Below are 13,548 nucleotides of genomic sequence, written 5' to 3'. Positions count from 1 at the left end.
ATCGATTAAACCCCTCTTCTTATGAAATTCCCCATTTATATAGTATTTGCCTTTTCAATTTTATTTCTTTCGTTTTGTGAAAAAGAAAATAAAACCGTTCTTCAACAAAATCAAAAAAGTCAAATCGCTAACCGGGATTCCATCATTGATTATGCCAAAAAATATCTGGGAACGCCTTATTTATATGCCAGTAGTGACCCTAAAAAAGGATTCGACTGTTCCGGGTTTGTCAGTTATGTTTTTAAGAATTTTAATATCAGCTTACCCAGAAGTTCCAATAGTTATAAAAACCTGGGAGTTGCGCTGGCTCCTGAAGATTTTAAGGTTGGCGATATTTTAGTTTTTTACGGCTATAAAGACAGAACAGTTGTGGGGCATCTCGGCATTATTTGCGAAGCCGATGGCATGCACTCCAAATTTATACATGCTTCTTCCGGAAAAGCAAATAGTGTAACGATTACGGCATTAGACACGGAACATTATACCAAACGTTTTTATAAATGTATTACTGTTTTATCGAAGTAGAGTGCTTTTTTTTGCCACTGATTACACGAATTAACACGAATTAATTCTGAATGTTTTGTCTGTAAGCCCTTAATCATGACACAGCATTTTTTGCCTTTGCAATTATTTCTCCTTTATTCTATTCTTCAGTCAATAATTTCAGTAGACTTTCATCTCTGTGGTAGACATCGTTGTAGAAATTCAATTGTCCGTCTCGGTCTACCCAGGCGGTAAAATAACCAATATAAACGGGCACTTTCTTTTTTAGCGTATACCAGCTTTCTTTGCCGGCATGCATTGCTTTATCAATTCGTGCGGGTGTCCATTTGGGATCGTTTTTCAAAAGCTCAATTGCTAATTCTCTTGGTTTAGCAACACGTACGCAGCCATGACTAAAAGCTCTGTTTTCTCTTTCAAACAAACTTTTTGCAGGTGTATCGTGCAAATAGATATTATTTGAATTTGGAAATAAAAACTTTACCAGACCAAGGGAATTATTTACGCCCGGCGCCTGCCGAACGGCTCCGTTGTTCCATTCTAAATGTTTTTCTGCCAGATAATTTTTGTTTTTAGCCATTCCGGGTTTAATCTCCTTATTAATTATACTCTGAGGTACATTCCAATACGGACTGAAAACAATATTATTCATCATACCGCTGAAAATAACTGTTTTGGTCATTGCTTTTCCCACCACAACGGCTGAAACAAAACTAATTTCATGATTGCGGATCAGATATAATCTAAACTCAGGAATGTTGACTTCGATATATTCCTTTCCCTTTTCCAATTCGGGATCAATCCATCTGCAACGTTCCATGTTTACGATAATCGTCTTGATTCTGTCGGCAACGGGAACATTCAATTCGTCAATATGTTCCTTTAAAATGATATTTTTAGGCGTTTTTCCGTGATGTATTTCGTAGTTTTTCATCGCCGCAATTAAGGTCGAATCGCAAACGGCGCTTTTATTATTTTCTTTTAGTTCTCCTGTTACAGAAAGTCTTTCTCTAATTTGAGCTATGGTCGCTGCTGAATCCCCAACTTTTAAATTTTTGAAATCTTCCGCGGCTTCAATCCTTTTCCAGCCTCCTTTTTTCTCAATCTCCCTGTATTTTTTAAGTACATCACGCAGTTTGTAATACTGACTGAACATTTTACTTTTATTATCATCATTAATCGTAGCATGTTTGAAAATAGAATCCGAAAACACCTGATAATTTACTTTTTTTCTTGGTAAAAGCCATTGTAAAGAAGTTGACGTTTTCTCGTCCACACCGTTAAATACTTTTTCAGCATAATAGAAATATAAATTTGTAATCATCAGATCGGTATCGACCTGAGATAATTTATTGTCTGAAATGCGTTCAAAAATGGGATTGATTTTTTCATTATACGGAAAATTGGCTTTTAAACCTTCTGCTTCCAGGCCTTTATATTTATTGAATAAAGTACTTCCAAACTCCACGATTCCTTTATTATCCTGCCATAACTGAGTAGAATTCTTTTTCTTGTACAACGCTGAAACGTCTCCCTGAAATTTAATTAATTTCGGATAGGTCTGGTAAAATTTAGAAATATCAACACTGTCAATAGGGATTTTAAGTTCCGGAACTACCTGCTTTGCAGTACTTTTTTCTTCTTTATCGCCCGATTTAGAATTACAGGAAACAAAAGTTAAAAGCATCATCAACGTAACAAGCGGGTACAAAATTTTCATAATCATATTTTTAATAAAAATAAACAAGTTTTTACAAAAATGCCTTATTTGGAGAAAAAATAATCCGGACTTAACAACAGCATTATGAACAAAAAAACTCCGGATACATTACATATCCGGAGTTTCCCCCTTTATAATCTCAACCTTTTATTTTAGATCACCGTTCCTTTTAATGTAAGGACTTTTGGTGTTGTCTCCGCGCTTGTTGTTACCGTAACGGTTTTAGTAAATCCGCCTTTATTAGCCGCATTGTAAGTTGCAGTCACCTTAGCCGATTTACCCGGTAAAATTGGTTCTTTGGTATAATCTGTTGCTGTGCAGCCACAAGATCCCTGAACACTAGTAATGACAACTGCTGTTTTTCCGGTATTTTTAAATTCATAAACAATTGCTTTTGGAGTTCCCTGTGGAATTTCACCAACATCAATTGTTTCTGCTTTCCATACAATTGTAGTTGCTGTAGTTTTTGTAGTTTCTGTTTTCACATTAGAAACTAATGTTTTTACCGGAGCAATAGCCGAAAAGGACATTAATCCTAATGCTAAAGCCAACATTGAAATTTTAATAATTTTCATAGTATTTTATTTAAATGGTTAATGGTTACATTTTATATTTCAAAGGTAGTTTGTAAGAATCCAATGGCATGTTAAGCGGTTTCAAATCTTTGTTAACGACTTGTTAATGGGTGTTTTTCATTTAAATTTTGACTAATATTACACTTGTAAAACCTATTTCTTTTGAAAATAAACAAACTCAATAGCATTATCCTTCTTGGACTTGTTGCCATTATCAGCATATTGGTCGCACAATTACTTTGGACCAAAGAGGCCTTTAATCTGGAACAAAAAAAACTGAGCCAGAAAGCGCACATTGCTTTACTGGAAGTGGCCAGAAAATTATATGAAGGCACTAATCACGAATTGCCGGCTGTAAATCCGGTTCAGAAAATTGCCAATGATTATTATATCGTAAATGTCGAAAATGATTTTGAACCTGATATTTTAGAATTTTATTTAAAATCAGAATTCAAAAAAATGAATATCACGACTGATTTTGAATATGCGATGTACAACTGCCAGAGCGATGAAATGGTGTATGGTAATTATATTTCGCTGTCCCAGAAAGGAAAATCAAAACAAACGGTTTACTTTCCAAAGCATAAAAACCTGGTGTATTATTTTGCCGTTCGTTTTCCCAATGAAACGACTTATTTATTCAGTTCGATGCGTTTTTGGTTTGTACTTTCCACCGTGCTGATTCTTATTTTACTGATTTACGTGTATTCGATTTTTACGCTTTTGCAACAAAAAAAATACTCCGAACTGCAGCGTGATTTCATCAATAATATGACGCATGAATTCAAAACACCTTTATCTTCTATTTTAATTGCTTCCCAATATCTAATTGAACAGAATGCCATAAAAGCAGATAAAAAACTCCACACTTATACCGATATCATTATCAATCAGAGTCATAAACTGAACAACCACATTGAAAAAATCCTGAATGTGGCCAAATCGGATCATACGTCTCTGGAATTAAAAACAGAATCGGTTTTAATTGTTCCGGTTATCGAAGAAACGATTACAAACATTCAGTTAAAATATCCGGAAGCCGTTATAAAAACAGAAACAAATGCTCCTGATTACAGCATAGAAACAGATGTTTTTCATTTTACCAATTTAGTCTATAATTTACTGGACAATGCGGTAAAATATTGCAATGAAAAACCGGAAATCCTGATTCGCATTTCAAAAGAAAATCAATTTTTAAAATTAGAATTCATCGATAACGGAATTGGAATCTCGCCTAAAAATATAGCTTCTATTTTTGACAAATTCTATCGCATTCAAAATGAGAAGAGTAACGAAGTAAATGGATTTGGTCTTGGTTTGTATTATGTAAAAGAAATTTGTAACTTACAATATTGGAAAATAAATGCCGTGAATAATTTAGAAAAAGGCATTACCATAACGCTGACAATTCCATATAGAAAATGAAACATTTTAAAATTTTATACGCCGAAGACGATGAAACATTAGCGTTTCTGACGAAAGATAATTTAGAACAAAACAACTATGATGTCACACATTGTTCTAATGGAAAATTAAGTTTAGAAGCTTTCAAAGAGGAAGTTTTTGATATTTGTATTCTGGATATCATGATGCCAAAAATGGATGGTTTTGAACTGGCAACTGAGATCAGGAAAATTGATGTTGATGTTCCTATTATTTTCCTATCTGCCAAAACTTTAAAAGAAGACCGCATAAAAGGATTGCGTTTAGGTGCCGATGATTATCTCGTTAAGCCGTTCAGCATTGAGGAATTGCTGCTGAAAATAGAAATCTTCCTGAAGCGTTCACAAAAAAATAACGCAATCAAAAAATCGGTTTACGAAATTGGCAAATATCAGTTTGATACCGAAAATTTTATCCTTTTTAATGAAACAGAAAAAATTAGCCTGACACAACGGGAGTCCGAACTTTTGAAGCTCTTTGTCGACAATAAAAACCTGGTTTTAAAAAGACAGCAAATCCTAACTTCACTATGGGGTGACGATGATTACTTTATGGGAAGAAGCCTGGATGTCTTTATTTCCCGCCTTCGCAAGATTCTGGTTAACGAAAAAGGAATTTCAATTGAAAATCTTCATGGAATCGGTTTTCGATTTACAATGTAATTTATACACTTAAAAGTATAAAATTTTGTATTTTTAACATAGACAAACTTACAGAATATGAGACTGCATCATTTGCGTAACGCTACTTTAGTTATTGAAACAGAAAAGCATGTGATTTTAATTGATCCTATGCTGGGGAAAAGAAAAACTATTGCGCCATTTACGCTATTTCGTTATAAGCCTAAAAGAAACCCGCTTACCGCACTGCCAAAAAACAGCAGGGACATACTAAGCAAGGTAACACATTGCCTTATAACACATTTGCATCCGGATCATATTGATAAGGCCGGCGAAGTTTTCCTGAAAAGAAATTCGATTCCGGTAATCTGCAGTATCAAAGATGAAAAAGCACTGACACAAAGAGGCTTAACCGTTATTCAGACTTTGGATTACTGGCAGCCCCAGTATTTTCTGGATGGTAAAATCACCGGTATACCGGCCGTTCACGGTTATGGGTTTATTGCCAAACTGATGGGAAATGTAATGGGTTTTCATATCGAGCTTCAAAATGAAAAGTCGGTTTACATAAGTTCCGATACGATTTTCACAGAGCATGTACAAAGAGTGCTAACCGAGCTTAAACCTGATATTGCAACAGTTGCCTGCGGTACGGCAAGATTAGATTTGGGTCAGCCGTTATTGATGCGAATGGATGACATTTTGAAATTTGCCGTTCTTGCGCCGGGGAAAGTTTTCGCCAATCATTTAGAAGCCTTAAACCATTGTCCGACTACCCGAGAAGAGCTAAAACAGGCTTTGATACAAAATAATCTTATGTCAAAAACTGTGGTTCCGAATGATGGGGAATGCGTGGAGTATTGATTACAAAACCAATAATCCAAATTCGCGTAAAGTGTTTACAGGTTTGGAATACCAGAACAATTCAAAATCTTCAAATTGGGTTTCAAAATCTGTTTTTACTTCCTGAAAAGTGTAGTTTTTACTATTGGAAACTGTGATTTTTTTCAGGATTTCTACCAGCCAGTCGCCTTCATTTTTATTGGTCTGAATTGTAAAACTTTCTTTTTTATCGTGAAAAGTCAACATCATCATTTCCCAGGTTTGTCCTTTTTTAGATTTGGTAAAATGTTCCAAAGAGGGCTTCCCTCCTAACCAAACCACTTTTGCATTGGGTTTTGTAGTGAAATCATTTCCTTCCTGAAGCGCATTAAAAATAAAATCGGGATCTATTTTGGTTTTCGGAATTTTAAAATCGAACCAATCCTGCAATTCGTAGTCAAAGCAGATTCCGTGCATGAAATTAAAGAGTGATTTCTTTAATCCGAAACTGAATTTATCGTGATTGATACCGGTAGCATCGGTATAGTCAATATCGTTATTCGCAAAAGTTCCAATCGTTTCCGTTGCTTTTGTTACACCAAATTTTTCCGGATACAATCCAACCGGACTATGAGCCGTCATGGCAAACTGATGCCAGAATCCGGATTGTAAAATTCCCGCTTCAAACAACTGACGTACCATTTCCAGGCTGTCAATCGTTTCCTGAATTGTTTGTGTCGGATATCCGTACATTAGGTAGGCGTGTACCATAATTCCGGCTTCGGTAAAATTACGGGTTACTTTTGCGACTTGTTCTACGGTTACGCCTTTGTCGATTAATTTCAACAGTCGGTCGGAAGCCACTTCCAGACCACCGGAAACCGCGATACAGCCTGAAGCTTTCAACAACAAACATAAATCTGCAGAAAAGCTTTTTTCGAAACGGATGTTCGTCCACCAGGTAACGGCTAATTTCCGGCGTAAAATTTCGAGCGCCAAAGCACGCATTAGCGCCGGCGGGGCCGCTTCATCTACAAAATGAAAACCATTCTGACCCGTTTGCTGCATCAGGTCTTCCATTCGGTCACACAATAAATTGGCCGCAACAGGTTCGTATACTTTTATATAATCTAAAGAAATATCACAAAAAGTACATTTTCCCCAATAACAGCCGTGGGCCATGGTGAGTTTATTCCAGCGTCCGTCACTCCACATTCGGTGCATCGGATTTACGATTTCGATTACCGAAATGTATCTATCCAAAGGCAAATCAGAATAATCGGGCGTTCCAACGTAGGCTTGTTTGTAATCGTGTTTTAAGGAATTGTTTTTGTAAACGACTTTTCCGTTTTCCAGCAAAAAAGTTCTTTTGTAGCGCTTCCCGACTTCGCCCGAAGTGTCAGCATTTGGGTTTTCTAAATTGAATATTAATTCTTCAATAGGTACTTCACCATCATCCAGCGTAATAAAATCGAAAAACTCAAAAACACGGGCATCCGAAAGAGATCGTAATTCGGTATTCGGAAAACCTCCACCCATCGAAATTTTAATTTCGGGATGGTTTTGTTTTACCCATTGCGCACATCGAAAAGCACTGTATAAATTCCCTGGAAAGGGAACGGAGATCAAAAATAAAGTAGGCTGAACTGCTTCGATTTTAGCTTTCAATAAGGAAATTAAAATGGCATCAATATACGTCGGTTTTTGCTGCAGGGCTTCGTACAATTCATCAAACGAATTGGCACTTCGGCCTAAACGTTCGGCGTAGCGGCTGAAACCAAAATTTTCATCGACACATTCCACAATAAAATCCGAAATATCTTCGAGATACAAAGTCGCTAAATGTTTCGCTTTGTCTTGAGTTCCCATGGTTCCGAATGCCCAGTCGAGTTCTTCCAATTGTGCAAACCGCGAAGCTTCCGGCAGAAAATCTTCCTGACAAATCTGCAATGCCAAAGTTGGATTTTTCCCCTGCAAAAAGGGAATAACGGCATCGATTGTTTTGATGTATTCGTCCTGTAAAGCAAAAATACGCTTCGAATTATCCGAGATTTCATTTCCGACAACTTCAAACTTGGAACATGAAACCTGAAACAAATCTATTAGTCCTTTCTTCGAAAACAATTCCAAAATCACATCAATACCCAAATCAGCCTGGACCGCTGCTACATTTTTGGTATTCAGAAACCCTTTGATATAAGCGGTTGCCGGATACGGAGTATTCAGTTGGGTAAATGGAGGCGTGATTACAAAAAGCTTGGTTTTCAAAAGGAATTATTTTCTGCAAAAATACGGGATATTTATAATCTTTTCAGGAAAAGATTATGCAGGATTTGTTTGTCTTTTGAAACCGGAACTTTTAGACTTATTTAGTAGATATTTAATTACATTTGCGACGGCTCTAAAAATCACATATGAAACACAAATTACTCTTTGTCTTATTATTTTTTTCTTTTACAATGCAAAGTCAATGTTTTGATTGTGCTAAAATTTATGGCGGATGGATTGGTGGAAGTGTTTTTGATTTAAAAAAAACAAACGATGCTGTATATGTAACAATTAACTCACATATATCTGGAGCCAATACAACAGATAAATCAGGTATTTATAAATATGATTTAAATTGTAATTTAATTTGGAAAAAAGATTTTACTGACTCCGCATTTGCTGATTATTTCACTATAGACGATCAGGGAAATTTGTATATTTTAGTTAACGAACTTCTTGGTCAAAATTACAATAGTGGGATTGAGCCTTATTATACTGATGGTTTAGCATTTTATTTTGGATTAAATCTTTACAAACTCTCTCCAAATGGTGATATTATATGGAATCGAAAAATTGGCACTACTAGAAACTTATCTAAGAGAATATTTTTCAATCAAGGTTATATTTTTGTTACTGGTGCATTTAATGAGTATATTAATATCAATAATCAGATTTCATTAAATGATTCCGCTTATTATGGGCGTGCATTCATTGCAAAATTTGATACTTCGGGAAATTTAATTGATGCTAAAAAATATGGTTCAGGAAGCGATATTTTTATGACGTCTGAAATTGATAAAAATGGAAATATTTATTTTGCACGAACAGATCCAAATCTAACCTATTCCTGTATTGATAAAATAAATTCAAACTTAGAAATGGTATGGAAAAAAGAAATTTCTAACAATGGTAATATAACTAATACAGCCTCTTACAGACCTACACTACTTCATTATAATCCTATCAATGACAAATTATATTTATGGGGTTGTTTTGACAGAACAGTAAACATTTTAGGAAATGAATTTACAACTAACTCCCCAAATAATGGATTCCTTCAGTCTATATTGACTGAATTCAATACTTCTAATGGAAATCTGGAAAATTTCAAACAAATTAATAATAATTCCTTATTAGAATATCCTGGGGAAGGAAATAATCGTCCAAGCAGCTTAAATAAATCATTTATGACAGAAAAAAATAATGAATTATTTATTCTGTCCAGTTTTTCAGGCGTAATGAAATTTCCCGAAACAATTATTGAATCCAGAATTTTTAATGGAGGCGGAAACACATTTTATTACAATGAAGAATTAGTCCTGTTTAAAATGGATTTAAATACTTTTGAACCCAAATTTATTTTAAAATCATCCGGTTCAAATTATTATACAAATGGTCTTTCGGTTGATGCTGCAGGACCAATCCTATTTGATGGAAATGACCTCTTTCTTACTTCAAATTTTCAAAGTTATCCTTTAAAGATTAATAACTCTGTGATACAAAGTAGTAGTGGAAACAATGCAACTAATGGATTGCTTTATAAACTTAGGTTTGATTCATCTGTAATTTCTGGTGAAATAATAGCCGAAAATACCTGTATTAATACACCCGTTAATTTCGAAGTAAAAGGATCGTTTGATTCTATATTATGGAATTTTGATGATCCAAATTCAACAAATAATACTTCAACAATAAATAATCCGCAACATCAATTTATAACAATAGGGACATATAATGTTTCTGCAACAATACAATGTGGAACAGAAACACAAACAATAAAAAAGGATATAACAATTACAAAAATTCCAAACAATTACACTTTAAATGCTATTTATTCTTGTGAAAAAAAATCAGGAACCGGTTATTCTAATTTGTTTGATACATCAGAGGTGAACGCTGCTGTTGTAGGAAATCAAACAAATCTGATTGTTGAATATCGTGACCAGAACGGAATTTTATTACCCAGTCCACTCCCAAATCCTTATACTAACACCTATAAAAATGAAGAAACTATAAAAGTTAAAAGTTATTTTAAGAACAACCCGTCTTGCTTTATTGAAGGGGATTTAAAACTTTTCACCGTTACTAAACCCGAAAATCTCCAAATTGATTCCCCACAAACCTTCTGCATTCAGGAAAATGCAACTATAAACAATATCAGTATTACAAACGACCAAAACATCAAATGGTACGATGCAGCAACCGCCGGAGCACTTTTGCCTATTACAACAGCACTTCAAGATGATAAAACGTATTATGCCTCTCAAACTATAAACGGATGTGAAAGCGAAAGAATAGCTGTAACCATAAAAATTCAGGACACTCCCGTACCCACTGGAGATACAAATCAGCCTTTTTGTACCGGTCAGGATCCGACTTTAAATAGTATTACTGTTAACGGAGAAGACAAAAGATGGTATGATACGCTTACCAATGGAAACAGCTTGCCGGATAATACCAGTCTGCAAAACGGAAGAACCTATTATGTTTCCCAAACGCTAAATTTATGCGAAAGCAAAAGATTAGCCGTTACGATTTCCCTGCAAAACACACCTTCTATACCTTCAGGAGATTTAAATCCGAAGTTTTGTAAAAGCGAAAATGCTACTTTAAACAATATTGGTCTTAACGGGCAAAATATAAAATGGTACGATTCTACTATTGCAGCAGGTACCTTACCAAACACAACTTTACTGGAAAACAATAAAACCTATTATGCTTCGCAAACTATTGGATGTGAAAGTGAAAGAGTCCCGGTATTGGTAAAAATCTATGACACACCATTCCCAACCGGAAATAAGGATCAGCAATTTTGTATTGATGAAAAAGCAACTATCGCTAATCTGAACTTTACAGGAACAGCTAATAAATGGTACGATGCCGCAACAAATGGAAATATTTTGCCTGAAACAACCCTGTTACAAGACGGTATCTATTATGTAACACAAACACTGAACAATTGCGAAAGTGAAAGGTTTGCCGTTTCCGTTAAAATACAAGACACTCAAAGTCCGATGAGTGACTCCCCACAAGTATTCTGCATCCAGCAAAACAGCTCCATAGAAAAAATTAAGATTACGGGCGAAAATATAAAATGGTACGATCAGGCTACAGCGGGAATAATTTTAGCTGAATCAACACCGCTCGAAAATGGAATTACCTATTTTGCTTCTCAAACAGTTAATGAATGCGAAAGCGAAAGAACTCCGGTAACGATAAAAATCTTTGCCGCCACAACTGCCGAGTGTATCAATTATGTCGATGAACTTCCCTTTCCTAAATTCTTTACGCCGAATAATGATGGTCACAATGACACCTGGACGATTGATTTTGCCTATTTGGCTCCGCGTACAGGAATCAGGATATTTGATCGTTACGGTAAATTCATCAAAGAGCTAACCACCAACAGCTCATGGGACGGAACTTACACAGGCCAGAACGAACCTGCCTCCGATTATTGGTTTGTAGTAACCCGTTTAAATGGCACTGAATTTAGAGGGCATTTTAGCCTGAAACGTTAAAAACAGAAAAGGTTGTCCAAATCAAATTCGGACAACCTTTTTAATTATTTATTTCAGATTTATTTAAAACTTATGTTCCTTTTTACTGATTACCAGTAAAGAAAACAAGGAAATACAGGCCGCTATAGTCAGATAGAAACCAACATAGGTCAAACTATAAGTACTGGCGAGCCAAATCGCAATCATCGGAGCAAAGGCTGCGCCAAGTATTCCTGCCAGATTAAACGTTAACGAAGCTCCGGAATACCGAACATTTGTAGGGAATAATTCGGATAAGAAAGTTCCTAAAGGTCCGTAAGTGAATCCCATCAATGACATTCCTAAACATACAAAGAAAGTTACCATAAATATACTTCCTGAATTTAAAAAATGAGAGAAGAAAAAACCAAAAACAGCAATAGCAATTGTAGTTATAATCAATATTTTGCGACGTCCAATTTTATCTGCAACGACTGCTGAAACAGGAATAAAAGCAGCAAAAAACAACACTGAAAACATCTGAATCAATAGGAAATCCCTTTTGGCATAACCCAGATCAGAAGTCGCCCAGCTCAGGGTAAATACCGTCATCAGGTAAAATACCAGAAAGGTAGTAATAGCAGCAAATGTTCCAAAAATCAATTGGTTTTTATACGATTTGACCAAAGTAAAGAAGGGAACTTTCACTTCTTCATGTTCTTTTTTTGAACTTTCAAAAGACGGTGTTTCCGTAATTTTAGTCCGGATGTAAAACCCGACTACCACCAAAAGTGAACTGGCAATAAAAGGAATTCTCCATCCATAATTCATGAAATCTTCATTACTCATAGAATCCGTTAACAGCAGGAAAGTTCCTCCCGAAAGCAACAATCCGATTGGCGCACCTAATTGCGGAAACATACCATACCAGGCCCGTTTATGTGGCGGTGCATTTTCGATCGCGAGCAGAACAGCTCCTCCCCATTCACCTCCTAAACCAACACCCTGTCCGAATCGGCACAACATTAATAATAAAGGAGCCAGGACACCAATACTGGCATAGCTTGGTAAAAATCCAATAGTTACGGTTGAGATACCCATCGTTAACAAAGCTGCAACTAAGGTAAACTTACGTCCGATTTTATCGCCATAATGACCGAAAAATGCGGAACCTAAAGGGCGCGATAAAAAGGCTATCGAAAAAGTAGCCAGTGATTCTAAAGTGGCCATAGTTTTATCAGAACCCGGGAAAAACAATTGCGGAAAAACCAACACCGCGGCATTAGCATAAATATAAAAGTCAAAAAATTCGATGGTGGTACCAATCAAGCTGCCAAAAAGAACATGTCGCAGCGAGTTCTTCTGATTAGGGTTATTTTTCATTCGGTTTTGATATAGATTTTTTTTTAAGAAAATAGAGTATAAAAATGAATCTATTTTTCGAAAGTAACAAACATTTATCTGTTAAAATAAAAAATCGTTGTGAAAAATTCAAAACCAAAACACTACGCATTCCAATTCATTTATAAAATAAAAAAGGATGCCGCAATGACATCCTTTCTGGTATTACTTATTCTTTTTACCGTCTGATTTTTCTTTTTTAGATTCCTTCTTCGATTTTTTATTTACTTTTTTATGCAATCGTTTTTCGGTTTCTTCGATAAGATAATCATATTCATTGCTTAATGTTTCGAGTCTTGCTTCTTTTAGCGCTTTCAATGCCTTTTTAAAATCTTTTCGGCTTTCTAAAAGCATTACTTTTTTAAGAAGAATCTCTACTTTGTTAATCCCTTTAATCGTCAAGGCAAAATCGATAAGCCTTGTCGCTTCCGCATAATCTTCATTCAATATTAAAGTATTGATGTAATACGAATAAACTTCTATAGCATTAATATTAATCGAAATGGCCTGCTGAAAATATTCCTTGGCTTCTTCATATTTCAATAACTGATCGGCCTGAACGCGGCCATAAAGGCATAATGCCATTGTATTTTTATCGTCATAAGACAAAGCATAATCCAGTGATTCTATGGTTTCAACCAATGAATACGGATAATTGTCTAAGGCTTCAAAAATGTATTTGTCTACTGTTTTCATAAATCGTTTTGATTTGGAAATTC

The 13,548-nt window shown here is 35.4% G+C and carries 10 protein-coding genes; 5 read left to right on the top strand and 5 right to left on the bottom strand.

Annotated features, from left to right (window positions below; all coding sequences use genetic code 11):
* Positions 1-21: 21 nt before the first annotated feature.
* Positions 22-525 (top strand): C40 family peptidase, encoded by a 504-nt coding sequence (locus tag HAV12_RS06220; protein WP_132037965.1) that lies wholly within the window; start codon positions 22-24, stop codon positions 523-525.
* A gap of 118 nt (positions 526-643) precedes the next feature.
* On the opposite strand, the gene HAV12_RS06215 is transcribed toward HAV12_RS06220, so the two are convergent.
* Both HAV12_RS06215 and HAV12_RS06210 read right to left on the bottom strand, forming a co-directional pair.
* Positions 644-2,221, bottom strand: a complete 1,578-nt coding sequence (locus HAV12_RS06215; RefSeq protein WP_171568891.1) for a murein L,D-transpeptidase — start codon at positions 2,219-2,221, stop codon at positions 644-646.
* Positions 2,222-2,373: 152 nt separating this feature from the next.
* Positions 2,374-2,796: a DUF1573 domain-containing protein gene (locus tag HAV12_RS06210; RefSeq protein WP_171568890.1), complete on the bottom strand. Its 423-nt coding sequence runs from the start codon at positions 2,794-2,796 to the stop codon at positions 2,374-2,376.
* 162 nt (positions 2,797-2,958) lie between these two features.
* On the opposite strand from HAV12_RS06210, the gene HAV12_RS06205 reads away from it, so the two are divergent.
* Genes HAV12_RS06205 through HAV12_RS06195 form a run of 3 tightly spaced genes read left to right on the top strand, consistent with a single transcriptional unit; the run spans position 2,959 to position 5,723 of the window.
* Positions 2,959-4,221: a sensor histidine kinase KdpD gene (locus HAV12_RS06205; protein ID WP_171568889.1), complete on the top strand. Its 1,263-nt coding sequence runs from the start codon at positions 2,959-2,961 to the stop codon at positions 4,219-4,221.
* Positions 4,218-4,901 carry a response regulator transcription factor gene (locus HAV12_RS06200; RefSeq protein WP_171568888.1) on the top strand — a complete coding sequence of 228 codons (684 nt, stop codon included), beginning with the start codon at positions 4,218-4,220 and terminating at the stop codon, positions 4,899-4,901. Before HAV12_RS06205 ends, HAV12_RS06200 begins: the two co-directional genes overlap by 4 nt.
* Before the next feature lie 57 nt (positions 4,902-4,958).
* Entirely contained in the window at positions 4,959-5,723 is a 765-nt protein-coding gene (locus tag HAV12_RS06195) for an MBL fold metallo-hydrolase (RefSeq protein WP_171568887.1), read from the top strand.
* On the opposite strand, the gene HAV12_RS06190 is transcribed toward HAV12_RS06195, so the two are convergent.
* Entirely contained in the window at positions 5,724-7,949 is a 2,226-nt protein-coding gene (locus tag HAV12_RS06190; protein ID WP_171568886.1) for a radical SAM protein, read from the bottom strand.
* Positions 7,950-8,095: 146 nt separating this feature from the next.
* Between HAV12_RS06190 and HAV12_RS06185 the strand changes: the two genes are divergently transcribed.
* Complete coding sequence (locus HAV12_RS06185) at positions 8,096-11,470, top strand: T9SS type B sorting domain-containing protein (RefSeq protein ID WP_171568885.1); 3,375 nt, start codon at positions 8,096-8,098, stop codon at positions 11,468-11,470.
* 63 nt (positions 11,471-11,533) lie between these two features.
* Here the strand turns inward: HAV12_RS06185 and HAV12_RS06180 are convergent, their stop codons facing one another.
* Positions 11,534-12,811: an MFS transporter gene (locus HAV12_RS06180; RefSeq protein WP_171568884.1), complete on the bottom strand. Its 1,278-nt coding sequence runs from the start codon at positions 12,809-12,811 to the stop codon at positions 11,534-11,536.
* A 183-nt stretch (positions 12,812-12,994) separates the two neighbouring features.
* Positions 12,995-13,525 (bottom strand): hypothetical protein, encoded by a 531-nt coding sequence (locus HAV12_RS06175; RefSeq protein WP_171568883.1) that lies wholly within the window; start codon positions 13,523-13,525, stop codon positions 12,995-12,997.
* Positions 13,526-13,548 lie beyond the last annotated feature (23 nt).

It is taken from the genome of Flavobacterium sp. CLA17 (assembly GCF_013112255.2).
Lineage (GTDB): Bacteria > Bacteroidota > Bacteroidia > Flavobacteriales > Flavobacteriaceae > Flavobacterium > Flavobacterium circumlabens.
The sequence above is the reverse complement of the archived record's forward strand: the minus strand, read 5'-3'. Positions and strand labels throughout refer to the sequence as shown.